20 protein-coding genes are annotated in these 25043 nt (G+C 36.4%); 2 read left to right on the top strand and 18 right to left on the bottom strand.

Annotated elements, in window-relative coordinates; translation table 11 throughout:
* Nucleotides 1-93: 93 nt before the first annotated feature.
* From JAZ75_RS02930 to JAZ75_RS02885, 10 genes are all read right to left on the bottom strand, one after another.
* Nucleotides 94-1668 (bottom strand): M28 family peptidase, encoded by a 1575-nt coding sequence (locus tag JAZ75_RS02930; RefSeq protein ID WP_208700184.1) that lies wholly within the window; start codon nucleotides 1666-1668, stop codon nucleotides 94-96.
* A gap of 87 nt (nucleotides 1669-1755) precedes the next feature.
* On the bottom strand, nucleotides 1756-2202 hold the full coding sequence (gene rpiB / locus JAZ75_RS02925; RefSeq protein WP_208700182.1) for a ribose 5-phosphate isomerase B: 447 nt from the start codon (nucleotides 2200-2202) through the stop codon (nucleotides 1756-1758).
* The gene (gene tatC / locus JAZ75_RS02920; RefSeq protein WP_021192040.1) at nucleotides 2202-3071 is read right to left on the bottom strand and encodes a twin-arginine translocase subunit TatC; all 870 of its coding nucleotides are present in this window, start codon (nucleotides 3069-3071) and stop codon (nucleotides 2202-2204) included. The genes rpiB and tatC overlap by 1 nt, the downstream gene beginning before the upstream one ends.
* A gap of 75 nt (nucleotides 3072-3146) precedes the next feature.
* Nucleotides 3147-4496, bottom strand: a complete 1350-nt coding sequence (gene accC / locus JAZ75_RS02915) for an acetyl-CoA carboxylase biotin carboxylase subunit (protein WP_031289467.1) — start codon at nucleotides 4494-4496, stop codon at nucleotides 3147-3149.
* Nucleotides 4497-4578: 82 nt separating this feature from the next.
* Nucleotides 4579-5052 carry an acetyl-CoA carboxylase biotin carboxyl carrier protein gene (accB, locus tag JAZ75_RS02910; RefSeq protein ID WP_021192038.1) on the bottom strand — a complete coding sequence of 158 codons (474 nt, stop codon included), beginning with the start codon at nucleotides 5050-5052 and terminating at the stop codon, nucleotides 4579-4581.
* Nucleotides 5053-5131: 79 nt separating this feature from the next.
* Entirely contained in the window at nucleotides 5132-6121 is a 990-nt protein-coding gene (locus JAZ75_RS02905) for a beta-ketoacyl-ACP synthase III (protein ID WP_021192037.1), read from the bottom strand.
* A 5-nt stretch (nucleotides 6122-6126) separates the two neighbouring features.
* A complete protein-coding gene (plsX, locus tag JAZ75_RS02900; RefSeq protein WP_021192036.1) occupies nucleotides 6127-7065 on the bottom strand; it encodes a phosphate acyltransferase PlsX in 939 nt (312 codons plus the stop codon).
* A 106-nt stretch (nucleotides 7066-7171) separates the two neighbouring features.
* Nucleotides 7172-7363, bottom strand: coding sequence for a 50S ribosomal protein L32 (rpmF, locus tag JAZ75_RS02895; RefSeq protein ID WP_021192035.1), 192 nt, complete (start codon nucleotides 7361-7363; stop codon nucleotides 7172-7174).
* A 14-nt stretch (nucleotides 7364-7377) separates the two neighbouring features.
* Nucleotides 7378-7914, bottom strand: a complete 537-nt coding sequence (locus JAZ75_RS02890) for a YceD family protein (RefSeq protein WP_132843715.1) — start codon at nucleotides 7912-7914, stop codon at nucleotides 7378-7380.
* Nucleotides 7915-8022: 108 nt separating this feature from the next.
* A complete protein-coding gene (locus JAZ75_RS02885) occupies nucleotides 8023-8673 on the bottom strand; it encodes an epoxyqueuosine reductase QueH (protein ID WP_021192033.1) in 651 nt (216 codons plus the stop codon).
* Between the two features lie 155 nt (nucleotides 8674-8828).
* Between JAZ75_RS02885 and JAZ75_RS02880 the strand changes: the two genes are divergently transcribed.
* The gene (locus tag JAZ75_RS02880; RefSeq protein ID WP_208700180.1) at nucleotides 8829-9962 is read left to right on the top strand and encodes a hypothetical protein; all 1134 of its coding nucleotides are present in this window, start codon (nucleotides 8829-8831) and stop codon (nucleotides 9960-9962) included.
* 7 nt (nucleotides 9963-9969) lie between these two features.
* Here JAZ75_RS02880 and JAZ75_RS02875 read toward each other — a convergent pair whose 3' ends face one another.
* From JAZ75_RS02875 to JAZ75_RS02845, 7 genes are all read right to left on the bottom strand, one after another.
* Nucleotides 9970-10818, bottom strand: coding sequence for a transglutaminase-like domain-containing protein (locus JAZ75_RS02875; RefSeq protein WP_208700178.1), 849 nt, complete (start codon nucleotides 10816-10818; stop codon nucleotides 9970-9972).
* A gap of 78 nt (nucleotides 10819-10896) precedes the next feature.
* On the bottom strand, nucleotides 10897-11556 hold the full coding sequence (locus JAZ75_RS02870) for an ABC transporter ATP-binding protein (RefSeq protein ID WP_132773453.1): 660 nt from the start codon (nucleotides 11554-11556) through the stop codon (nucleotides 10897-10899).
* 68 nt (nucleotides 11557-11624) lie between these two features.
* Nucleotides 11625-14021, bottom strand: coding sequence for an ABC transporter permease (locus JAZ75_RS02865; protein ID WP_208700176.1), 2397 nt, complete (start codon nucleotides 14019-14021; stop codon nucleotides 11625-11627).
* A 431-nt stretch (nucleotides 14022-14452) separates the two neighbouring features.
* On the bottom strand, nucleotides 14453-15361 hold the full coding sequence (locus JAZ75_RS02860) for a DUF4097 family beta strand repeat-containing protein (protein WP_208700174.1): 909 nt from the start codon (nucleotides 15359-15361) through the stop codon (nucleotides 14453-14455).
* A 226-nt stretch (nucleotides 15362-15587) separates the two neighbouring features.
* On the bottom strand, nucleotides 15588-18032 hold the full coding sequence (locus tag JAZ75_RS02855) for an ABC transporter permease (RefSeq protein WP_208700173.1): 2445 nt from the start codon (nucleotides 18030-18032) through the stop codon (nucleotides 15588-15590).
* Between the two features lie 244 nt (nucleotides 18033-18276).
* Entirely contained in the window at nucleotides 18277-18570 is a 294-nt protein-coding gene (locus JAZ75_RS02850) for a helix-turn-helix domain-containing protein (protein ID WP_021192029.1), read from the bottom strand.
* Nucleotides 18571-18845: 275 nt separating this feature from the next.
* The gene (locus JAZ75_RS02845) at nucleotides 18846-21287 is read right to left on the bottom strand and encodes an ABC transporter permease (RefSeq protein WP_208700171.1); all 2442 of its coding nucleotides are present in this window, start codon (nucleotides 21285-21287) and stop codon (nucleotides 18846-18848) included.
* A gap of 510 nt (nucleotides 21288-21797) precedes the next feature.
* Here JAZ75_RS02845 and JAZ75_RS02840 point away from each other — a divergent pair.
* A complete protein-coding gene (locus JAZ75_RS02840) occupies nucleotides 21798-22478 on the top strand; it encodes a hypothetical protein (RefSeq protein ID WP_183915940.1) in 681 nt (226 codons plus the stop codon).
* Nucleotides 22479-22636: 158 nt separating this feature from the next.
* Here the strand turns inward: JAZ75_RS02840 and JAZ75_RS02835 are convergent, their stop codons facing one another.
* On the bottom strand, nucleotides 22637-25042 hold the full coding sequence (locus tag JAZ75_RS02835; RefSeq protein WP_208700169.1) for an ABC transporter permease: 2406 nt from the start codon (nucleotides 25040-25042) through the stop codon (nucleotides 22637-22639).
* Between the last annotated feature and the right edge of the window lies 1 nt (nucleotide 25043).

Here is a 25043-nt window from a genome sequence, read left to right as displayed (position 1 = left end):
AGTTTTACTCGTTTAATTAGGTGCAATAAGCACATAAAAAAAGTGGTTTCCTTATTCAGGAGAACCACTTTAAAAATCTTACGCAACTAATTTTTAATCCTTCTTGCTATCTACAGCGGGTTTTGTAGCACTATTGGCAACATCCCAAGCCGTTTGAAAAATAAATTTTTCTCTTTTGACCATAATCGGGAAATCTATTTTATCAACAGTATCTTCAGGCGTGTGATAATGCGGATGTAAACCTGAGAAGTAAAAAATTGAAGGAATACCTTTACTGGCAAAATTATAATGATCAGATCGGTAATAAAGACGCATTGGATCTTTTGGATTATCGTACATGAAGTCTAATTCCAGTTTGCTGGATTTATCATTTGCTTCCTTATTGATTCTTGCTAATTCAGAGCTTAATTTATCTGCTCCAATGGAATGTATATAGTTGTGATTTCCATTTAAATGCTTATCGTCAATGCGGCCTATCATATCAATATTGATACAAGTAACGGTATTTTCAAGAGGGAAAACCGGGTTTTCGGTATAATACTTAGAGCCCAATAAACCCTTTTCTTCTGCAGCATATGTGATAAACAAGATACTTCTCCGAGGACCTTTGCCCTCAGCTTTAGCCTGACTAAATGCTTTCGCTAACTCAAGAACAGCAGTAGTTCCTGAAGCATTATCATCAGCTCCAGGAAAGATAGTGCCATTTGAACTTTTGCCGTCGTGATCATAATGGCCACCTATAACAATTATTTCATCTTTCAGATCAGACCCTTCAAGCAAGCCCAGTACATTAGGATCCGTGAATTGTTCAGCCACCATACCCAATTGTGCATTAATGTTTGTATTGATGGCAAAAGATTGAGGCTTTTGACTCTGATTGATTTTTGATGTAATATTTGCAAGACTTGTTTTTCCCTGATTCAGGATATAGTTAGCAACATGATCGGTGATATTGACAACAATAGGCATTGGATTAGTTTCAGGAGCTGTTTGATCCTGAGCTAAATTAAAGCGTCCTTCGGTTGCACGATCTCCTGCACTTTCCAGCCATGTACCGAGATCCTCAGTGTATGCAAGAATAAGTTTAGGCTTATGTTTTAGCACCTCTCTAATCTTTTTATTACGCACGGTGGACCATTCCGATAATTTTGTCGTTCCAGTGATCACAGATTTCCCTTTTGCATCAACAGGTTCTTTGTTATTGATCAGCATCACAATTTTGTCTTGCAAATCAATTCCCTGGATATCAGAATATTTGGGGTCATCAATACCGTAACCGATAAAAATAATCTCTTTATCGTCGATTGATTTCAACTCATTATTACCTAACGCCAGTAGATCTTGTCCATTGACAAAAGGACGGCCTCCAATTTTAAAGCTCTTAACCTGATAACTGTTTTTTAGTAAACTTACCGGTTGAAAATATTTACCTGCAACAGGTGGTGTTAATCCTAATTTTTTAAATTCATTTGCAATGTATTCAGTAGCCAAACGACCACCTTTTTGACCTGTGCCACGTCCCTCAAGATCTGCAGATGCTAGGATAGTAAGATGCTTTCTGGAAGACTCTTCAGTAATCAGATCAGCATATTTTGCAGCTGGATTTTGTGCAACTGCACAGCTGTAAATGGACGAAATAAGACAAATTAAACTGAATAATTTTTTCATTGTTTTTTCATTTAGAACAAATAGAACAAAAAAAACGGAGAAAAAGTATATATATACCTTTTCTCCGTCTATTAAATTATGTTAAAATTAACAACCACAGGCAATTTTACCAACACGTGTAGCATGTCTACCACCTTCAAAATCTGTCGTTACAAATGTTTTAACGATTGATTTTGCAAGATCAAGATCAATAAATCTTGCTGGAATACACACAATGTTAGCATCATTATGTTGACGTGCCAATGCTGCAATTTCTTCTAACCACGCTATTGAAGCGCGGATCCTTTGATGTTTGTTTGCTGTAATTGCAACACCATTTGCACTACCGCATATCAATACACCTAATGTTGCTTTTTCTTCTTCCACTTCACTTGCAACCGGATGAGCATAATCTGGATAATCAACAGAATCCGTATTATATGGTCCGAAATCTTTTACTTCGTAACCTAATTCTTTTAATAAAGCTACGATAGCCGTTTTGTATTCAAAACCTGCATGGTCACTTCCTATTGCAATTGTCTTTACAGTACTCATTATATATTGTTTTTTTCTTGTGCTAATTTTTGTTTTTTAACTTTCGCCGATACTAAGATACTAATTTCGTATAAAAGGAACATTGGGGTAGCTACCGTCAACATGGTGATGACATCCGCTGTAGGAGTAATAATTGCTGCCACAACAAGGATAATAACCGTTGCATATCTTCTGCTTGCACGCATAAACTCTGGAGTCATAATACCTAATTTTGATAAGATAAAGATCAGAATTGGTAATAAGAACACAATACCACAGCCTAACGATAATGTAGCGATCGTTGAAAGGTAAGAGTCAATAGTAATCTGATTCGTAATTTCGATACTTAATGAAATATTGGCTAAGAAGTTAACAGATAACGGAACGACTACATAATAACCAAATAATACTCCTAATACAAACAATAGGGTAGCATAAAAAACAAATCCTCGAGCAGATCTTCGTTCAATATCTGTTAAAGCTGGTTTGATAAAAAGCCAGATTTCAAATAAGATGTAAGGAAAACCCAATAGTAAAGACATGAGCAAACAAGAGTTAATTTGCAACATAAACTGTCCAGCTAGTTCAGTATTGATAATATTGAAAGGAATATGTTCGACACAGAATCCATCGATATTAAACTTGTTACCAACAAGACACATCATTCTATATGTCCAGAAATTAAGACTTTTTGGCCCCATAATGATTTCGTTAAATACGAAATCATAGAAAGTGAATGATAAACCTGCGAAAATACAAATTGCAATCACCGAACGAACCAAATGCCATCTCAGTACTTCGAGATGATCAAAGAATGACATTTCTGCTTCTAAATTTTTTCCTTTATCTTTTATAGATTCGACTAGGCTTTTCCGTTCTGTAGTACTCATAAAAATTGTTTGTAAACAAAAATACCATTCTTATTGAAAAGAATGGTATTTTTTATCTATGTAAAGATAATTTTATTATACATTATCTTCTGAAAGGTCAAAAGTTTCCATAAACTTCGTAGTAAAGTTACCAGCTCTGAAGTTAGGATCACGCATTAAACGTAAATGAAGAGGTATTGTTGTTTTAATACCTTCGATAACAAATTCACTTAAAGCTCTTTCCATTGTTGAGATAGCTTCTTCACGTGTTTGCGCAACACAGATTACTTTAGCAATCATCGAATCGTAATATGGAGGAATCGTGTAACCCGCATATACATGTGTATCGATACGTACACCGTGACCACCTGGTGAATGGAAATTAGTAATTTTTCCTGGTGATGGGCGGAAGTTATTAAATGGATCTTCAGCATTGATACGGCATTCGATCGCGTGCATGGTCGGCTCGTAGTTTTTACCTGAAATAGGGATACCGGCAGCAACTTTGATTTGTTCTTTGATTAAATCAAAATTAATGACTTCCTCTGTTACTGGATGCTCAACCTGAATACGTGTATTCATTTCCATGAAGTAGAAGTTACGGTTTTTATCAACTAAAAACTCTACTGTACCAGCACCTTCATAGTTAACAGCTTTAGCACCTTTGATAGCCGCTTCGCCCATTTTCTGACGTAATTCTGGCGTAATAAAAGGTGAAGGAGCTTCTTCCAATAACTTTTGGTGACGACGTTGAATAGAACAGTCTCTTTCAGATAAGTGACATACGGTACCGTATTGATCACCCACTACCTGAATTTCGATATGTCTTGGTTCTTCTACATATTTCTCCAGATACATACCGTCGTTACCGAAGGCTGCAGCAGATTCCTGACGTGCAGAATCCCAAGCATGTTCAAATTCCTCTTCTTTCCAAATAATGCGCATACCTTTACCGCCACCACCAGCCGTAGCCTTAATGATAACTGGGTATCCGATTTCTTTAGCAAGTTTAACACCTTCTTGCAATGAGCTCAAAAGACCATCAGAACCAGGTACCGTAGGTACGCCAGCTTGTTTCATTGTATCTTTTGCTTGTGATTTATCGCCCATTTTTTCAATCTGCTCTGCAGTGGGACCAATAAATTTGATACCATACTGTGCACATATTGAAGAAAATCTCGCATTTTCTGCTAAGAAACCATATCCAGGATGAATCGCATCTGCATTTGTTAATTCTGCAGCTGAGATAATATTTGGGATGTTTAAGTAAGAATCTTTACTGGCAGGAGGACCGATACAAACAGCTTCATCCGCAAAACGAACGTGTAAACTATCTTTATCAGCTGTTGAATAAACAGCTACACTTTTGATACCCATTTCGCGACATGTGCGGATGATACGTAAAGCGATTTCTCCTCTATTAGCTATTAATATTTTTTTAAACATTGTATTTTCTGTAAGTTTTGAGGTATGAGTGCACAGTACCTGTGCGCTCATGTTGATCGACAATAAAAATATTGACGATTGTTTATCTAGGATCTACCAAGAATAATGGTTGATCGAACTCAACTGGTTGAGCATCTTCTACCAAGATTTTAACAATTTTACCTGAAACTTCAGATTCAATTTCATTGAATAATTTCATAGCTTCAATGATACACAATACATTACCTGTACTGATTTCGTCACCAGCATTTACAAATGATGGTTTACCTGGTCCCGCAGAACGGTAAAAAGTTCCGATCATTGGAGATTTAATCGTGATAAAATTAGCTTCTTCAGAAACTACTGCAGGAGCTGCCGCTGCTGGAGCAACTGCAGCCGGTTGAGGAGCTGCTGCTACTGGTGCTGCTGCAACTGGAACCGAAGCGGTTACATATGTAGGCTCCTGATTTGTTTTTATCGTAATTTTGAAATCTTTTTCTTCGATTGCTACTTCATTCACACCTGATTTTGAAACGAATTTAATCAAGTCTTGAATTTGTTTAATGTCCATACCCATAGTTATGCAGGTTAAATATTTTAGTGTTAATTTTTAAATTCTTAAAACAGCCTTCAAAGCTACAAAATAATATTTGTACTTAGTAAGCCCATTTTAAGTATACAGATCCCCAAGTAAATCCACCGCCAAAAGCTGCTAAAATCAGGTTATCACCTTTTTTCAGTTTACTTTCCCATTCCCATAAACATAAAGGAATAGTGGCACTTGTGGTGTTACCATATTTCTGAATATTAATCATTACTTTTTCTTCCGGTAATCCAGCACGTTCTGCTGTTGCATCGATAATACGTTTATTTGCTTGATGCGGTACCAAATAAGCAATATCCGAAGCTTGAAGATTATTTTTCTCCATAATCTCGGCTGCTACATTAGCCATATTGGTAACAGCAAATTTAAATACCGTTTTTCCTTCTTGATAAGCATAGTGTAAACCAGCGTCCACAGTAGCATGGGATGCCGGATTTAGAGAACCGCCACCTTTGATATTTAAATATTGACCACCTGAACCATCCGTTTTCAAGATTGCATCTTGGATACCATTGCCATCAGTGTTAGGTTCCAGTAGCACTACACCACAACCATCTCCAAATAAAATACACGTATTACGATCTTGATAGTTGACTACTGAAGACATTTTATCGGCACCGACAACCAATACTTTTGTATGTTTACCCGATTCAATAAATTGGACACCAGTTGTCAAGCCAAAAAGAAAACCTGAACATGCCGCTTGTAAATCATATCCCCAAGCATTTGTAGCCCCAATTTTATCGGCTAAGATATTAGCTGTGGCAGGAAAAAGCATATCTGGAGTACTTGTACAGAAGATGATCAAATCAATATCTTTTGCAGTAATTCCTCTTTTTTCTAATAATTGTTGCACCGCAGGTACAGCAAGGTCCGAAGTAGCTTTACCTTCTCCTTTTAAGATTCTACGTTCTTTGATACCTGTACGAGATACAATCCACTCGTCATTGGTTTCAACCATAGTTTCCAGCTCTTTATTTGTGAGGATATAATCAGGTACATATCCACCAACTGCTGTAATCGCAGCATGAATTTTTGACATAAAATTTAATTAAAAGCAGATCTGATTTTGTCAATAAAATCTGACTGGATCATATCTCTAGATTGTAAAACCATATTTTTAATAGCCTGAGGAGTTGATATTCCATGGCCTATTATAACAGGAGCATTAACTCCTAAAACAGGACTACCTCCATACTGCTCGTAGTTGAATCGGTCGAAGAACTCATCTTTAAGTCCTTTTTTCAATGTTACTACGTAAAATGATTCTGCTAGCTTTAAAACAACATTCCCTGTAAAACCATCACAAACATACACGTCGGCAATATCTGAAAACAGATCACGGCCTTCGGCATTTCCGATGAAATTAATGCGTTCGTTATTTTTTAAAAGGGGATAGGTGGTTGTGGTTAGGATATTTCCTTTTTCTTCTTCTTCACCGATATTTAATAAACCAACCTTCGGAGAAGAAATACCAAACATATGTTGCGAATACAAACTTCCCAAAATCGCAAATTGATTGAGCATTTCGGGTTTACAGTCTGCATTAGCTCCGACATCAAGGAGTAGTCCAAAACCGGATTTCAGTTTGGGTACAATTGTCGTTATAGCAGGTCTTAGTACGCCAGGTACCGTTTTTACACTAAAAATAGATCCGACAAGCATTGCTCCGGTGTTACCAGCAGAAGCAAAAGAATCAATTTCACCGTTTTTTAGTAATTCAAAGCCTTTGGCTATACTAGAGTTGGGTTTTTGTGTAATCGCTTTAGTAGGGTGTTCACCCATACTAATGTTTTCAGGTGCATGTATATATTCAAAGTCCGAAGGATTACCCCCAGCTTTTTCAATAAGCGATTTAGTCTCCTCCTCATCACCAAAAAGAACAAGTTTTTGATCTCCCGTCAAGAGTTGTTGAGCTTCTATCGCACCTAATATTGTTGCATTAGGGGCATAATCGCCACCTAAAATATCTAAACCAATCTTCATTCGTGATTATTTTTCAAGTCAATAATACGCAAAAAACATCCCAAATTAAAGTATAATCTGAAAATTATACTCGTTTTGGGATGTTTTATGTTTTGAAAGATCTAAGTTAGACAACAGCCGTATTTTCAATGATCAATTTACCGTTGTAGTACAAATTACCATCTACAGTGTATGCACGGTGTGGTAAATGAACTGCACCAGTTTCTTTACAAATGCTTAAGCTAGGTCTGTCTGCTTTATAATGTGTTCTTCTCTTGTCTCTTCTTGATTTAGAAGTCTTACGCTTTGGATGTGCCATCTCGTATTTCTGTTTTAGTTATTTTTAATATTTCTTAATGCGGCCCAACGTGGGTCAATGTTCTCTTCTTTTACTTGCTCTTCTTTCTGTTGCTCAGTTGATATATGCGCTAACATAATCGGATCACAGGTAATATCTTTTCCTTGATCACTACATTTAGCAAACAAAGGAACTGCCAAATTGATATATTCATATAGCAATTCAGTCAGGTCTAGCTCGTGATCGCTTTTGGATAAAACCAATACTTCTTCCGTATTATCAGTCCAGTCCTCAGCGGTGAATTTAACCAATATCCGCTCTTTTACTGTAATAGGCGATGGAAATTCGCTTAAACAAACATCACAAGTCAATCCGATATCTCCAACAATTGTGAAATTTAAAATAAGCAGATTTTCTTGCTTCTGTAATTCAACATTTGCTGTTAGATGACCATCTTTAACAATGGAATGCTCAAAACAATCAAAGAACTTTTTATCGATCTCAAACTCAAAATTGTGCTTCCCTGCATTTAGCCCCGAAAACGGTATTTTGTATTGTATTAGATGTTTCACAATCTTGCATTTGAGCCTGCAAAGGTATGTATAAATAAGTTAGCATTGAAATTTTTTTTAAAAATATATTTCAATTCCTACTTCATTTATATGCCTTATAGCAAGCGGTTATTCATAATAATTTTTACCTAATTCTATTTTTTCCCGACCGTTTTCCATTCGCCAACGGTTGGTATCCCGTAAAGAGTAAGCGCATCCACAATATTCTTGCATGTAGAACTTTTCTTTTTTAGATATTTCTAACATGCGGATAGCACCACCTTTTTTTCTCCAGTTGAATGTCCAATAGTCCATTCCCTCAAAGCGGGAGGCAGCACGTACACCACAATCATTGATTTGATCCATGTTTTTCCACCTTGAGATTCCTAAAGAACTTGATATAACATCAAATCCATTCGCAGCAGCATATTCTGCTGTTTTCTCAAAGCGCATGTCAAAGCACATCGTACAACGAATACCCTTCTCAGGTTCGTTTTCCATTCCCTTTGCCAAGTCGAACCAATGATCTACATCATAGTCGGCATCAATAAAAGGAATATTATGTTTTTCTGCAAAACGGATATTCTCCTCTTTTCGTAAATCGTATTCTTTACGAGGATGAATGTTTGGATTGTAGAAATAGATTGTAAATTTGATATCCGAGCTGATCAAAGCCTCCATTACTTCACCAGCACAAGGTGCACAACACGAATGTAAAAGCAGATTTTTGCCTTCGTTAGGTAATGTTAACTTTTCTCTGATGAACTCCTTCTCTTCCATTGCTATTTTACTGATAAAAGTTTGGCAATTTTACTCAAAAAGTACTGAACTAGCAAATATTTGATAAACAGAATTTATTGTACCCTCGCCAATCTCTCTTTTTTTATCTTTATATTGGATCATATTTGTAGATTTGTACCTATATCAGATTAAAAATGAAATCACTAACAACGTATATAACTTTACTTTTATTGGCTATTGTAACATGCTTGACTTCATGTGTACGAGAGGATGATGAGCCAGCATTGGCTAGGGTAGCAATCTCGAGGCTGTATGTTTCTTTTTCAGATTATCAATTGGATGCAGGCCAACCTCCTTATAACAATGTCGATATTATTGATCCTGCTGACTCATTGACTCATTTTGAACCGTCTTTGTCCTATAATTCAAGTGCAAAAGGTGGTGCGACAATATTATTTGACCCAATTGCAAAGTATGTTTTTCAAAGCAGTGCTAATGAGGGAGGGATTGTCAAAGATACAAGCATTCAGGTAATGAAAGTAAATCCTATAACAGGAGCTCTGGCATCTAATGGTTTAATTTCAAATGGATTGTTAACCCGTGTCAGAGGGTTAGCCTACCATTATAATAAAGGCACAGAAAATCTCTATGTAGCAGACCTTGGGGAAGGTACTAGACCTCCGAGTATCTATCTGTTTCAAAGACCAGGAAGTTACAGAGGAAAAGCAAAAAGAAATCAACAAATATCCTTAGGTAAATTACTGCCTTGGACGATGGCTTTTAAAAATGCCGAAGATAATTCAGACTTATATGTAGCTGTCAATGGAGAAAAGAGGGGTATAGCAATATTTAGAGATATCTTAAGAAAAAATCAACCCGCGGATAGTGTCTTGAGTGAGACAGCATTTCCGCCAAAAGCTGTGCTAACCATCGAAGATCCGGGAGTAATCAGAGGATTTAGTTACTCAGCGCGACAGGATTTACTTGCTGTTGCTTGTTATACGCAAGGGACTGCTCTTATAAAGAGTGTCGGTAGAATTTTATTATTTGAAGGAGCAGGAGCATTATTAGCAGCCTCAGGAGACCGTGCTATTCAACCAACACGTGTCATTACGGGGGCATTAACAGGATTGGAAAAACCTTTGGACGTCGCTATTGATAACCGTGATGGAGCGAAATATTTGTATGTCGCCGATGCCGATACTAAGATCGTTTCCCGTTTTTTGATTACCGATAAAGATAATGTGGAACCCAACAAGAAAAAACAATATACCTTAACACCTGTTGCACTATCTTTAGATGCAAGGGGACCAAGTGAGATCGATTAAGATTATATTATTCCTCTAAGAGTTTAAAGAGTATTTCGATTTCTTGTTTCTTACCAACACTTTCATTTTGTTCGTAAGCTGTAACAAGATTACGCAATACTCTTTTTAGTATCGTCACATTGTCACAGGGCAGCATAAATTCTTTTGAGAGTGGGAGGTTCAGTTGTTTTAAGAATGAAATAACATCTGCTTTTTGCATCAATTGACCTTTATTAAACGCATTTAGATAGAACAATAAATGATCTGCGTTCTGATCCTCATCTAGATAAGATAAAATAAAATGCTTTGGAAGATTAATGCCGAAGATCGGGATATCCAGTTTTTGAGCAACGATACTATAGATACATGAAAGGGTCAGGGGATTTCCCTTTTTTGTTTCTATAACCCTACCGATAAACGAATTCTGCGGATTATGATAATCATTTGTATTTCCGGAAAGACCAAATTTATCAAATAGAACATAATTCATCAGTGACACTTTTTCGTAGGGTGTCATTTCATACCGCAACTCCATCCATATATCGCGCTTTAGCTCTTCTAAGCTCATTCGTATGAGGTTATTGTCGTAAGAAGGGTATTGATAGCTATTGATGATGATGAGGCCCTCTAAGAGGTTAAATGAGTTGCTCATCTTCCAGATCAGAAGTTCACTTTTAATTTGATCAAACTGTATTGCATGGATTATTTTCTCCAGGCGTTCTTGTATGAAGGGATCAAAAGCAGACTCCCAATACTCCTCTAAAGAAGGTATGATCTCTGGTCCTAAACTCAATAATTTATTTTCGATTTCTTCAGAAATCAATTGATCCGGATCATCGAGTAAAGTAACCAAAGCATGTAATTCTTTTTCATCCATATACAAATTTAACAAAAATCCCCGCGATATGCCAAATGAAGCATATGCAGGGATATATCTAGGTATATGGTTATAGAGTTACTTTAATTGACCATCCAGCATGTGGACCGTTCTTTTTCCGTAAGTGGCGTTTTTGTCCGAGTGGGTCACCTGTATAATCGTGACACCTTCCGTGTTGAGCTGTTGAAACAATTCCATGATTTCTTCTCCTTGTTTAGAATTCAGGTTTCCCGTTGGCTCATCAGCCAATAGCAGCGACGGAGAACCCGCTAAAGCTCTTGCAATCCCTACAATCTGCTGTTGACCGCCCGATAGCTGTGAAGGAAACAGATCTTTTTTACCGACAATGTTAAAACGGTCCAATAGATCACTGACAATGGACTTACGCTCCGACGAAGATTTATTCTTATAGATCAATGGTGTTTCAATGTTTTCATACACAGTCATTTCATCAAGCAGATGATAAGATTGAAACACATAGCCCATGTGGGACTGAAAAAGCTGCGTTCTTTTTTTAGGCTTTAGCTCCAACACATTTTCACCTTGAAATAGGTATTCACCCTCATCGGGTTCATCAAGCATTCCAATGATGTTTAATAGTGTTGATTTTCCAGATCCAGAAGGTCCCATGATCGAAATAAAATCCCCCTCTTCAATATTTAGGCTGACATCTTTTAGTACAAATGAACGTGTACTTCCAACATTATACCATTTAAATAAGTGTTTTAACTGTATCATTTTATCTATTTTTGTTGGTTATTTTAACTGTATGTAATATATAATTTTTAAACTGTTGTTATCCTAATTTACTCATTTCTCAGACTATCTACCGGATTAACTTTTGCTGCACGTATAGTCTGATAGCTGATCGAAACGCAGATGATGATGAAAATTATCATGATTGCAATTAGAAAATACCACCACTGCAAGTCAATGCGGTAAGCAAAATTGTCCAACCATCTATTGAGTATGAAGTAAGTCAGAGGAAGAGAGATTAGAGTAGCAGTTAAAAACAGTCGGAAAAACGGTTTGTTGAGTTGCATGAAAATAGATTGTACAGAAGCACCTAATACTTTACGTACACTCATTTCTTTTTTACGAATTGTTACTTGATAAGCGGCCATACTAAAAAGACCAAGAGCCGCAATAATAACTGCTAAAAATGTAAAGCTATTGAAAACAGTCTGCATCTCCTGTTGTTTTTTATGCAACAAAGCATATTGTTGATCCATAAAAGCATATTCCAGAGGCAATGATTTTGTTGATGAATTTTGTTGCCATTCTTTTTTTACAGTTTCGATAGCTTGTGCTGCTTTTCCTTGAGCAGCTTTTACAATTAATGTTGCCTGGGGTCTTGCAGATCCACATTCATTTTTATAAGAATAGACCGTTGGCTTCACGACATTTTCAAAACCATAAGCTTTACTATCTTTTACCACAGCGATAATTTCAAAATTGACATCACAACCGGCTAACTTAGCTCCGATAGGCTGTCCTAGATCTAATGCCATAGCCGCCGATTCATTGATAACTGCATAATGCGAAGTAGAATCTTGTAGCAATTGCTTGATTGATGTGGGAATGTTTCCCTTTAATACCGCTATATTCAGTGTGCTGAAATAGCTTTTATCGATCCCGACGTGATCGAATTCCAATTGTTTTTGGTTATGAGAAAACTGTTTTTTGGGGGGAAGCTCCCCATCTCCAGGCATATTTGTTGCTGAAGCAACCGATAAAATACTGGGATCTTGTTGCAGTCGTTCCTTAAGATTGTAGTATGTACCATTTAATGTGCCATCATAATACATGCCTAAGCCCTTATATGTAATCACCTGTGCCGGTTCAAATCCTTTGTCTGTGGTTTGAATATACCGGATCTGCTCATGTATAACGAGCATTCCTGTCATAAATAGTAAAGCAATACCAATTTGAAAAACCAGTAAACCATTACGGAGTGTATTTTTTCGTTGCGTCTTACCAAGTCCGCCCCTCAATAAACTAACAGATTTGAATCCCGAAAGTACGAAAGCTGGGTAAATCCCGGATAGACAGGTTGTGCCAATTACACCTAAAAAAAGATACATTACCGTATCTTGATTTAAAATGTACTGTTTGAGGTCATCATTGAACCACTTTTGCAATACATTTCCGGTAATACTTAGCATAAAAAAACTAAACACAGCTGCAGTTAATGTCAAAATAAAGACTTCCAAAAGTAATTGACGAATGATTGTCCAGCGCGAGCTTCCCAGTATTTTCTTTAATGTTAACTCTTTAATACGTTTGTCAGCTTGCGCCATGATCATGTTGGCAAAATTTGCTGATGCTAATACAAGTATAATAATCGATACGATGCCAATTATCCATAACATGAGATAAGGCGTATTACTTCCATTTTTTGGTCTTAAATGTAGATTTGTTAGGGGATCTAAATAAATTTTTCCTTGCGATAAAGCTGCTGTTTGAGATAGAGGAACAATTTTATCGTGGTAGAGTTTGTCTATTTTACGGGCCAGAACATCGATATTAGTTCCAGGCTTTACTTGAATGTATGTTTGATATGAAAATGGAATTTCTCCTGCAAATAAATCCTCAGGTTCTTTTATAAAGAGTAAGTCATGGTCAATCAGGGATAAACCATTATTCTTACTAATTCCATAAATACGTTCATGTTGATCTAATAGTAAACTAAGCACTGGAACAGACTTAGGGGTGTCAAAATTTAAATCCTCCTTTTTGAAAATTTTCTCAGCGATACCTTGCTTTACTAGAGTGGCCTCATTTTGAATTTTACTCTTATAAAGGTTCCCGGTCTTACTTTCAATTTGAAAAATATGTGCTGCAGAAGAATCTATTACCGCCGCATTTTTAATTAATACCGTATTTTCTCCGAAAAGTGGATAAGTACCAAAACTATAAATTATTTTTCTGCCGGCAGTTTCTATTTCGGGTAAACTTCTTTTCAATAAGGGCGCAAGCATGGCATTTGTTGCATCTGTAAATTCTTCTGAAGAGGTCAGTCCAACCTGATAGATCCGATCATAATTGGGGTTCCATTTATCATAGCTTGTTTCTCTATTGATGTATTGGTACGACAGGATAAAACCTGTAAATCCCAACATCAGTCCGAATACGTTCAACAATGAAAAGAACTTATTTTTCAATAGGCTTCGCCATGCAATTTTGATTTCGTTTAAGATCATATGTCGCCTGTTTAGTTCGTTGTTAAAAATGAAATGTATGAAGTCATTACAAAAGCGGAAGATGCAATTGCGTTGCCATTTTGGTTTATGTTTGATTATCAGTGTGTTGTTCTGTATTTAATTTATATTACTGTTCGATATCGAACAGTAACCGTTCAGTATTGGACAAGAAATCCTCATCATTTGTTAATAGCAGAATATTTAAACAAATTATGCATAGTCAGTTAGACAGTACTAATGCGTGATTAGGATAGAAATAGGGGAGGCGGGAAATTTCAATTTGCAGGGGGACTTCATAACAGACGTCAGTAATTTTTCGCTTGCTTCGTTAGAAAAGCAAGCGAAAAATTCAATACTCTTTTTTATTATACTCAGATTATTAACATGTGATCTATTGACTTTTACATGTTAAAACTCTGGTATAGATTTAGTTAATAGAAATCTAGCGATACAGAACCTGAAGAAGTACGGGCATCTATTTTTTTGCCACCTCCATTAATTGCACCCTGAGCTAAAGATCTGTTAGATCTGCCAGAAAAATTTTGAGCGGACGGAAGATTGACACGTGAACCTTTTAGGTCGACGTTATATTTTCCTTCTGGTACTTTAATCTTCACGCTGCCACCAGATGTAGCTAATGTAATGTCATCCGACATACGTTTCATATCCATAGTAATACTTCCACCACTTGTATGTGCATCAACTAATTCTTCTACATTCTTACCATTAATTGATCCGCCACTTGTAGCGATACGGATATTACCAGAACAATTATCCAGATTTATAGATCCTCCAGAAGTGTTGAGCTGTATATCGCCCTGACTGTTGCTAGCAGTGATACTGCCACCTGAAGTCTTACCTGAAATATTTCCTGCTAACGATTTAATTTGTAAACTTCCACCCGAAGTTCGGAATGTTTGCTTGCCATTTAGTGCATTCAGCTGTATACTACCTCCTGAAGTGCTTAGATTACTGTTGACAGACTCAGGAACTGTTACATAAAAAGCAACAGAAACCGAACTGTTACCATTGTTTCCTTTTTTACGTTTAGCAGATGCGGTCAATTTTCCACTTTCTAACTGGATGACAACGTCATACTCTTCTTGCAATAATTTTTCTAAATCCGCTGATGAATTGAGTAAGTTTCCGTTGCGAGACACCCAGACTTCAACCGAACCAGGTTGGTTATTAGACCCGGTTACTTTAATTGCCCCGGCCGATGTGCTGACTTCGAGATCTTTAATTTTGCTGTTCTGAAAAGTTTCTTTCCGTACCATTTTTTGACCGAAAGAAACCTGTACCAACAATAGTAATAATGTGGTTTGAATAAATCTTTTCATATTCATGTTTTTATTAAGATATTAATTGGCGTACCTTATTAAGATACAATCACAATGTATTCACTATAACATACAATCATTTTGCCATTCTCCTTATCAATTAGTAGTCAGTGATTTGTTATTTTTATTTTAAGAATTACCTGTTCGCTATTGAACAGTTTACGTTCGGTTTTGAACAATAATGAATCTCAATCCCACAACAAATACAGCTGGTGATCAGAAAATCCTATTCATTTCTTAAACTCTCCACGGGATTTGTATGGATTACCTTTAATGTTTGCAAGCTGATTGTTGCCAAAGCAATCAGAATAGCACATCCACCAGCAATAATAAAATATATCCAACCGATGTCGATACGGTAATTAAAGTCCGCAAGCCATGTATTCATGGCCCACCAGGCAATAGGTGTAGCAATAACAATAGCGACAAATACAAGTTTCATAAAATCTTCCGATAATAATTTCAATAAGCGCATATCACTTGCCCCTAAAACCTTTCTAACACCAATTTCTTTAGTTCGCTGTTGCGTGATATAGGTGACCAGTCCAAAAAGACCCAGTGAAGCGATAAAGATGGCGACAACTGCAAAGCAGGTGAAAATATTTTTTGTTCGCTCCACATCTTGATATAATATTTTAAAACTCTCATCCATAAAGCTATAATTGATCTTTTGATTTGGACTAAACTGATCCCAGACTTTTGCTATCGCATTCAGTGTCTCATCCATATGTTGCGGTTTTACCTTAATAGACAACAATGAAGGGCTATCCCGGAGTACCAGACCAACCGGAGCTGTACCTTCACCTTTGAGCGATTCGAAAATAAAATCATCGACTACCCCTAAAATTGTCCATGTTTCACCATTCGTAATCTTTGTACCGATTGGATTCTTAATTCCCATTTCTTTAACCATCTGTTTGTTAACGATGATTCCCATGCTGTCCGAGGCTATCTGCGCATTGAAGTTGCGGCCTTCAGCCATTTCAATTTCAAAAGTAGCCAGATACTCTTGATCGACTCTCCAAAACTGACCCTGAGTTGCAAGATCAAGTTCACGTCTTCCATCTAACCAAAACGCGTTACCATTTCTTTTTGCACCATCTATCGGAACCGGAAGATAGTCGCTAACGGAAATGTGATTTACGGAGGGAATCGAAGTTAGTTCATTTTTAAATGGACCAAGCTGATCGCCTATTACATTTAGACCTCGAAGTACAATAACCTGATCCTTGTTAAATCCCAGATCTTTTTGCAGCATGTATTGAATTTGCTGATGACTGATCAATGCCCCAACGATTAAAATAATCGATGTTGAAAATTGAAAAATGACTAAACCATTCCGTAACAATGAAGGGTTTGCATTGTTAACCAGTTTATTTTTTAGTGCCGTGATAGGTCTAAAACCAGAAAGATAAAGTGCTGGATATGTCCCTGCGATGCTACCGATTATAATAGCCGAAATCAATAAACAAGGTATAAAATACCACGTGAACCACGGAATTTCAATTGATTTATGAGCGATATTATTAAAGACAGGCAATAATAGGTGAGCGATGAGTATCGCTAAAAATAGAGAAATAAAGCTATAGCATAATGCCTCCGTCATAAACTGACTGATTAGACTTTTTCGGTTAGATCCAATTGTTTTTCGGATACCGATTTCTTTTGCTCTAGTCGTGGCATTGGCAGTCGATAAGTTTACAAAATTGATACAAGCTATCAGTAGGATAAACAGAGCTACCGATGCAAAAATCCACACCATGCGAATATCACCGCGATTTAGTGTCGATACTTGATCATCTTCGATATCAGATGAATGTAAATGAATGTCTAGAGCATTTTGAAGACTGATCTTAATTTGATGGACAATAGGTCCTATTTTTCTTCCCGCTTTTATCAGTTCCGGAATGTAATGGCCAGTGATGTAAATTTTATTAATCTCTTTTTCAACAAGATCTATATTTGCCTGTGGAGTCAGTTTGATATAAATCGTGTAATTATTGCTTGTCCATTTGTTCTGTTCACCAGGGTGAAATGGTTCTCCGGCCAGGGACATAAAGAAACCATATCCAGATAAGGTCGAATTACTAGGAATATCATCGATGACCCCTGTAATGGTAAAAGCCTTTGACTTATTGTTATTGAGATAGATCTGTTGACCAATAGGATTACCCTTAAAGTATTTAAGCGCTTTACTTTTGGTCAGCACAATGGTATTCGGTTTATCTAAAGCATGCTGTAACTGACCATATTGCATCGAAGATGGAAACATATCCAATATGGATTGGTCGATATAGACAAATCCATCATCATAATGACTATCGGGCAAATTATTAATCGAAAGCTGATTACTACCTGCTCCTAATTGCGGATTTGGGAGTATTCTCCCGGAGTTCTCTATGGCAGGAATTTCCTCTTTTAATGTTCTAGCTCCTGGAGCAGAAAGCGATACCCAGCGATTGATTTTATTTCCCTCTGCAGCTTGGACAATGAGACGATAAACACGATCCATTGACGGATAAGACTTGTTGTAACTTATTTCATGTTTGATGTAGAGAACGATCAGTACACAAATTGCAATACTAAAAGCAAATCCGCCAATTTTAATACTGGAATAAAACTTATTCTTTGAAATATTGCGCAGGGCAATTTTAAGGTTATTTACCAACATAACAACAGTATTTATTTACACAGCCATATCCTATCATGATGATAGTGGGGGCGTAACTTAATAGAGACAATTGTGTTGCCAAATAGTTATGTAGCTGTTAATGAGCTTATTGTTTCTGTTTTTGGTAGGTTATATTTGTACGGAAATGAACAGTTTCCGTTCGCTTCCGTACAAATACTTTAGTCAGGATCTAAAAACCGATCGGTTATATTGTCATTGGACCGGATCGATCATTTTATTTTTATTATTCAGGCTCTTTCAAGCGTAGGTCTTCACATAATTTAAGCATCATCTCATTTGGATCACTATCCGTTGCCAGAGCAATAAGATACATTTCATCTAACCGCAATTTTGCTGTATCATTCATCGTTAGTTCATTGATACGTGCTTTACTTAGTCCCGTCTTGCGTGCCACCATAGATTTATTGACGGATTTCTTTGCTAAAATCTCTCCAAGTTTTGTCATTATAATACTATTTACTGTCTGCTCATCTGTATAGATAAAAATACAAAATGTTGTATTTAAATATACAATCATTGCGAATATTGCCAGTTATTCGGTTTGTTTGTATAGAATATGTATATAAATAAATTTATGAATGAGAAAAACTTAAAGGAAAAACTGATAATTAGAAAAAACTTATGTTGACAACAAGGAAAATTTCTACATAAGAAGAATGTACATAATAGATATTATAGTAAAAAAATGCCGGCTGTCCATCATCGAACAACCGGCATAACATAAACATATTAATCTCTTAGAAGAGATTTTAAACAAACACTAAAATCCTTTATTATATTTTATCACGAACCTTACTCATCGCGTAGACTATCTACAGGATTGGTTCGAATAACCTTCAACGTTTGGTAACTGATTGTAACGGTAGCAATAAGGATAGCCGAAAAGCCTGCCAATAAAAAATATAACCAGTTTATCTCAATGCGATAGTTGAAGTCCTGTAACCACGTATCCATAGACCACCACGATATGGGAACAGCAATAACGATAGCAATGAATACCAGTTTTATGAAATTGCTAGATAGCAGTTTTAACAAACTAATACTACTTGCACCCAATACTTTTCGGATACCGATCTCCTTTGTACGCTGTTGAGTGATATATGTGGCAAGGCCAAATAAACCTAATGAGGCAATGAAAATAGCGATAAAGGCAAAACTTGTAAAAATATTTTTTGTACGCGCAACATCCTGATATAAACTTTCAAAACCTTCATCTAAAAAACTATAATTGATCTTTTGATTGGGAGAAAATTTATCCCAGACTTTAGTAATCTGTGCAAGAGATTGATCTATATGACCAGTTTTAACTTTTATAGATAGGAGGGAAGGGCTGTTTCCAAGAGCTAAAGAAACTGGCCCAGACTCCTCTTTTAGCGATTCAAATATAAAGTCGTCCACCACTCCAATGATAGTCCAGGACTGACCGTTATTGATTTTGGCACCGATCGGATGTGTGAGTCCCAATTGTTCCACAAGCGTTTTGTTAACAATAGTAGCCGAACTGTCTGAAGCCAATTTGGGATTGAAATTGCGGCCTTCAGACAAGCGCAACTCAAATGTAGATAAATAAGTATCGTCAACAAGCCAGAATTGTGCTCCTCTACCAAGTTGTACATCTTTATTATCATCAAGTGCAAAGGAATTTCCATTTCGTTTCACACCATCAATAGGTACAGGAAGGTAGTCTCCCACAGAAACATCAGAAACGTAAGGAAGTGATTTTAATTCATTCTTTAGACTAGCTAGATCCTGAGATAAAGTGGTGATGCCACGTAATACGATGACCTGATCTTTACTGAAACCCAGATCTTTGTTTAAAATAAAATTAACCTGTTGATTGGCAATAAGTGCACTCACGATTAAAATAATAGAAGTTGCAAATTGAAACGTAACAAGACCATTGCGTAATAACGAACTTTTTGGAGTAGAATCCTGTTTATTTTTTAATGCTGAAATAGGTTTGAATTCCGATAGGTAAAGTGCCGGATAAATACCGGCTAAACTTCCAATAAACAGCAAAGAAACAAGGAGTGTCGGAATAAAATACCAGCTAAATATTGGAATCTCTAAACTTTTATTAGCCAGATTGTTAAATAATGGTAATAAGATCCAAGCTAACAAAAGGCCGATGATCAGTGAAATTAAACTATAACAGATAGCTTCGACCATAAACTGACCAATTAAAGATTTTCTGTTTGAGCCAATGGTTTTACGAATACCAATTTCTTTAGCTCTTGTCGCCGCATTTGCGGTAGAAAGATTGATGAAATTGATACAGGCGATCAGTAAGATAAAGGCCGCAATAGATGCAAATGCCCATATCATCTTAATATCTCCCCGATTTAATATCGAGACTTTGTCATCGCGGATACCCGTAGAGTAAAGGTGTATATCAGAAGCATTTTGTAAATACATTTTTACCTGACGAAACCAAGGTTTAATGCTTCCACCTGCTTTTTGCGTCTCAGGGATTAGATGACCATCTATATATACTTTCTGAATAATACTTTGCGTTTGCTTTGGATCACTATTTTCTCTCAGTTTGACATAGACAGTGTAATTTGTAGCCATCCAACTATTTTGCTCACCTGGATATAAAGGCTCACCTGCTAAAGACATGAAAAATGTGTAGCCATACAGTGTCGAATTGCTTGGGATATCATCGATAACAGCGCTAATCGTATAAGCCTTCGATTTATCATTGTTCAGATAAATCTGTTGACCTACAGGATTATCCTTAAAATATTTTGAAGCTTTACTTTTGGTCAGGACGATAGAATTTGGATTGTCCAGAGCATGCTCTAATTGTCCATAGATCATGGGCGATGGAAACATTTCCAAAATGGACTGATCAACGTACACAAACCCATCGTCATAATAGTTCTCTGGTCCAGATCCTAATGTTAATTGGTTACCTCCAGCCCCAAAAAGCGGATTGGGCAATATCCGACCGGATTGTTCCACTGTCGGGACTTCCTCTTTAATTACTTTTGCCGCTGGTGCAGTCAAAGATAAACCTCTCATCACATCATCCCCATCCGGAATTTCTGATACAATACGATAGATCCGGCTAACATCTGGATAAAACTTATTATAGCTCGTCTCATGTTTAATATATAAAACAATTAAAATGCAGATGGCAATACCAAAGGCAAAGCCACCAATCTTAATACTGGAATACAGTTTATTCTTTGTGATATTCCGCCAGGCGATTTTAAGATTATTGATCAACATAATAATTGTTTTTATTTCACAGGGTCCTATCAATATAGTATGGGACATACATCTGAAAACAATTGCATTGCCAAATATTTATGTATTTGATTTGTATTTGTTTAATTATTTTTTTACAGTTGAGGTTTGTACGAAAATGAACAGTTTTCGTTCGTTTTCGTACGAATGCACTTTAAGATTTTAAAATATTTCTAGGCTATGTCCATTGTAAATATCGATTATGAGATTATTATGTTGATCAAAATTTTTCAATGAGATGTCTATACCAAGTTTGAATATTACTTATCATAAGGTTATTAATGAGTGTTTTATCGCAGTTTCTCGAACTATAGTTATTGATTTACCTATCTACCAAAAATTCGTTGAGTTTTGTTGTTATAAAAACATCATATACTATATTGTAATGTATAGATAAAATTATAAAATGAATTATTTATCTATATAATTGTTTTGAATTATGCTAGTAATAATGTTTCTTTGTATAGAATAACTATACAATATTATTGAATTATGGAAAAAGAAATTATACCAGGAACCAAAGTCCACACAATTCGGTGTAGTGAGATTGAAATCACCATTATCTACCGCATGATGCTACTACGGACAGCAAAACATTTATCAACAGAAGAAGTTTCATTTTTAATGGGTAAAGAGCATGATTTTATTGAAAAAATAGAGACTTTTAAAATAAAGAGTGTCTATGCGCATGATCTTTACATATTTACACAGGTGTTAGATTATAATGCCGGAGCAGCTTACCCTAAATCTGTTGATGTTGATCATCAAAAGTTTGACTATGACATGTTTGTAACTATTTTTAGTGATCGTGTAATTTATGAGCTCAAACAGTTGGATGAAAACAAGAAAGCTATCAAAACTATCTTCTTGTTAATAGATTCAAGACATGATATTGATTGCTTTAATAATTCAACAGCTACAGAAATTGAACAATTAAGAAGTCTTATGCGACAGTTGTTTGTAGAAGGTTATTTTACAGAAGAAAGAATCGCTTATGAAATACTTAATAAATGTCAAAATTCTATCGATAGATCTATATCTCCTAAAAATTTGATGTTGGTTTTACAAGATTATTTAGATAAGAAGGAAGACTATCATTTAGAGCAAAAGATATCCAGTAAAAAGAACTTTCCTGGATTTGCGTATTTACAGATAAATAAGGTGAAATCTTAAATAGAAGCAAGAAACTATGAAAAATAGGAGTAAGCTAAGCTTATGACAATTTAGATTAGCATTTTAAAACCTTAAGCCGTAGGAAAACACCAGTTATAAACCGCCCACCTCTCAGTCGGCTTGTATAGTTTGCTTCGTAACTCCTACGGCTTTGTTTTTTACTCATCCCTTAACTTCTCAATCGGATTGAATCGCGTAGCACGGTATATAATACCTACAATCAGTGTACCCAGCAATAATGCTAAAAACCCCAATGGAAGCAGGTATGTCCCTACGTCGATAACAATACGATTATTATAATTCTGTAACCAGACATTCATCAGCATATAACTGGCAGGTATAGTTACCAATAAAGCCAGAATAAAAACGAGATAAAACTCTTTTGAAAAAAGTAAAATTAAATGCATCAAAGAAGCACCAAGCACTTTGCGTACACCCACTTCTTTATTACGCAGGTTGATGGATAATGTAATCAACCCGATGATGCCCAAGGCGACGATCAGTAAAGATGCAATAGTTGCAATCTGGGAGGCACGTTGCAATTGCAGTTCTGTTTCATATAATTTTTGGATGCGGTCATCTGTAAATTGATACTCAAACGGTGCATCAGGAAGGAGTTCTTTCCATTTTTTTTCCAAAGCCTCCATAGATGAAGACAAAGAACCATCCTTTAAACGGATACTCAAAAATCGGAATTGTGCAGATCTGGAAATATTGATCCACGCTATTGCCGTAGCTTCATCGTTCATGGAGTTTGGAACGAAGTCTGCTGTTACCCCAGATATCATGACAGGAACGTTAGCTTCTCCAAAACCGATTGTTCGGCCAATAGCCTCTTCCGCTTTTGTAAACCCTAAAGCGAGCAGTGCCTCTTTATTAATGACCACATCAGGATTTTGGTCATTTTGAGAACTGTTAGGATTTAAAAAATGACCCGCTAATAGCGGGATCTGATACGTTTTTGCAAAATAAGAATCAGACATAATGATTTTAGAATGCACTATTTTTTCAGATTTCGTGTTGAAAAGTGTTTGATTATTGCCTCCTATAAAGCCAGGGATCTCATAAGAAAGACTAATGGACTCTATTTGTGGAAGTCTTTGGAACTCATCTCGCGTCGTTTCCATTTTTTTAAGCCCCTGTTCGGTCCAGTCACGGGGTACCTGAACGTTCAATACCGATTCTTTATTATAGCCCAGCTCACCATTTATAAATAGATTAATTTGTTTCGATATAATGATTGTAGCCATTAGTATAATGACAGCGACCGCAAACTGTGTGAAGATGAGTACACGACGAACGGCCTGCTTGCCGTTACCTTGTGTAAACTTATTTTTTACAGACTGTAGAATGTCATTGCCTGAAAGTTTGATTGCTGGATAGATACCTGCTAAAAGACCAACAATACATGCAAATAAGAAAAGTAAAATATAAAAACTAAAAGGTAGTGCTGTCAACGATGGTAACTTACGCATAAAGATTTCTTCAAAAATAGGACTTAAAAGTACATAAATAGGAAGACTGATCGTGACAGCAATCAGCATGGTTGTCATGTATTCGGCTATCAACTGGGATATGATCTGCGAACGGGAAGAACCCATCATTTTGCGAATCCCGATCTCTTTCAATCGGGTAATGTTTTGACTGATGGTGATATTGATAAAGTTAATGATGGCCATCAACAATACGAAGCCTGCAATCCATAGTAAAGTAGCAATCATTTTGCGGACAGCTCCCTTATTATCATCTAAAAAGTAACTTTTCAAAGGCTTTAAATCCGGGGCATAGTTTGTTGAAAACTCACCATCCGTATTGCGCTTTACCAGATCCTGGATAGGAATAGCGAGTTGCTCAGGCGTAACACCTTTCTGTAGCTCAATAAATGATGCAATATAAGGGTTTTGCCAGTTGTCGATAGACCTTCCGAAATAAGATTCACTCGCGATCGGTAAAAAAATATCGGACTTCATGGCGTCATTTAAATGCATGACGGAGTTTTGAGTATTTTCTTTGATTACACCTGTAATGGTGAAGGGTTGCTTATCGCCTTTGAAGTTTTTGATTTCAAGTGTTTGACCCAAAACATCTATTTTTCCAAAATACTTTTGAGCAGCTTTTTCGGTGATGACCACAGTGAAAGGCTTCGTTAATGCAGTTGTTGAATTTCCAGCAAAAATCTCAAAACCAAACATATCCAGTAATGTCGGATCGCCTAAAACTGTCCCTTCTTCAAATATCTGCTCGCCATGAGAGACAATACAGGTCAAACCGTCGATGCGGTAATAATTTGCCACCAATTGTGGATACTCTTCTTTTAAAGCCTTTGGCAAAGCACCAATACTTGTTAGTGGGATGCCGAAACCTTCTTTCTTATAATTACTTTGTAATATATATTGTTGCTCTTTGTTGCGAAGTTCACTATTGACCTGATGCACTTCCCAAACATATGCGCCGACCAGTATGACGAAAGTAATACTGCAGATCAAACCCAAAAGATTGATTAAACTTTCATACTTACGTTTTATGATATTGCGCCAGGCGATTTTGATATTATTCTTTAACATA

The sequence above is a fragment of the Sphingobacterium sp. UDSM-2020 genome, assembly GCF_016132525.1.
In the GTDB taxonomy this organism is placed as follows: Bacteria; Bacteroidota; Bacteroidia; order Sphingobacteriales; family Sphingobacteriaceae; genus Sphingobacterium; species Sphingobacterium anhuiense.
Note: the sequence above shows the minus strand (reverse complement) of the source record. Positions and strands in the feature narration are given on the sequence as shown.

What these genes read in the sequence shown, in the direction of transcription:
- JAZ75_RS02930 (WP_208700184.1), bottom strand. Translation starts at nt 1,668, where the DNA reads ATGAAAAAATTATTCAGTTTAATTTGTCTTATTTCGTCCATTTACAGC.
- rpiB (WP_208700182.1), bottom strand. Translation starts at nt 2,202, where the DNA reads ATGAGTACTGTAAAGACAATTGCAATAGGAAGTGACCATGCAGGTTTT.
- tatC (WP_021192040.1), bottom strand. Translation starts at nt 3,071, where the DNA reads ATGAGTACTACAGAACGGAAAAGCCTAGTCGAATCTATAAAAGATAAA.
- accC (WP_031289467.1), bottom strand. Translation starts at nt 4,496, where the DNA reads ATGTTTAAAAAAATATTAATAGCTAATAGAGGAGAAATCGCTTTACGT.
- accB (WP_021192038.1), bottom strand. Translation starts at nt 5,052, where the DNA reads ATGGGTATGGACATTAAACAAATTCAAGACTTGATTAAATTCGTTTCA.
- JAZ75_RS02905 (WP_021192037.1), bottom strand. Translation starts at nt 6,121, where the DNA reads ATGTCAAAAATTCATGCTGCGATTACAGCAGTTGGTGGATATGTACCT.
- plsX (WP_021192036.1), bottom strand. Translation starts at nt 7,065, where the DNA reads ATGAAGATTGGTTTAGATATTTTAGGTGGCGATTATGCCCCTAATGCA.
- rpmF (WP_021192035.1), bottom strand. Translation starts at nt 7,363, where the DNA reads ATGGCACATCCAAAGCGTAAGACTTCTAAATCAAGAAGAGACAAGAGA.
- JAZ75_RS02885 (WP_021192033.1), bottom strand. Translation starts at nt 8,673, where the DNA reads ATGGAAGAGAAGGAGTTCATCAGAGAAAAGTTAACATTACCTAACGAA.
- JAZ75_RS02880 (WP_208700180.1), top strand. Translation starts at nt 8,829, where the DNA reads ATGAAATCACTAACAACGTATATAACTTTACTTTTATTGGCTATTGTA.
- JAZ75_RS02875 (WP_208700178.1), bottom strand. Translation starts at nt 10,818, where the DNA reads ATGGATGAAAAAGAATTACATGCTTTGGTTACTTTACTCGATGATCCG.
- JAZ75_RS02870 (WP_132773453.1), bottom strand. Translation starts at nt 11,556, where the DNA reads ATGATACAGTTAAAACACTTATTTAAATGGTATAATGTTGGAAGTACA.
- JAZ75_RS02865 (WP_208700176.1), bottom strand. Translation starts at nt 14,021, where the DNA reads ATGATCTTAAACGAAATCAAAATTGCATGGCGAAGCCTATTGAAAAAT.
- JAZ75_RS02860 (WP_208700174.1), bottom strand. Translation starts at nt 15,361, where the DNA reads ATGAAAAGATTTATTCAAACCACATTATTACTATTGTTGGTACAGGTT.
- JAZ75_RS02855 (WP_208700173.1), bottom strand. Translation starts at nt 18,032, where the DNA reads ATGTTGGTAAATAACCTTAAAATTGCCCTGCGCAATATTTCAAAGAAT.
- JAZ75_RS02850 (WP_021192029.1), bottom strand. Translation starts at nt 18,570, where the DNA reads ATGATTGTATATTTAAATACAACATTTTGTATTTTTATCTATACAGAT.
- JAZ75_RS02845 (WP_208700171.1), bottom strand. Translation starts at nt 21,287, where the DNA reads ATGTTGATCAATAATCTTAAAATCGCCTGGCGGAATATCACAAAGAAT.
- JAZ75_RS02840 (WP_183915940.1), top strand. Translation starts at nt 21,798, where the DNA reads ATGGAAAAAGAAATTATACCAGGAACCAAAGTCCACACAATTCGGTGT.
- JAZ75_RS02835 (WP_208700169.1), bottom strand. Translation starts at nt 25,042, where the DNA reads ATGTTAAAGAATAATATCAAAATCGCCTGGCGCAATATCATAAAACGT.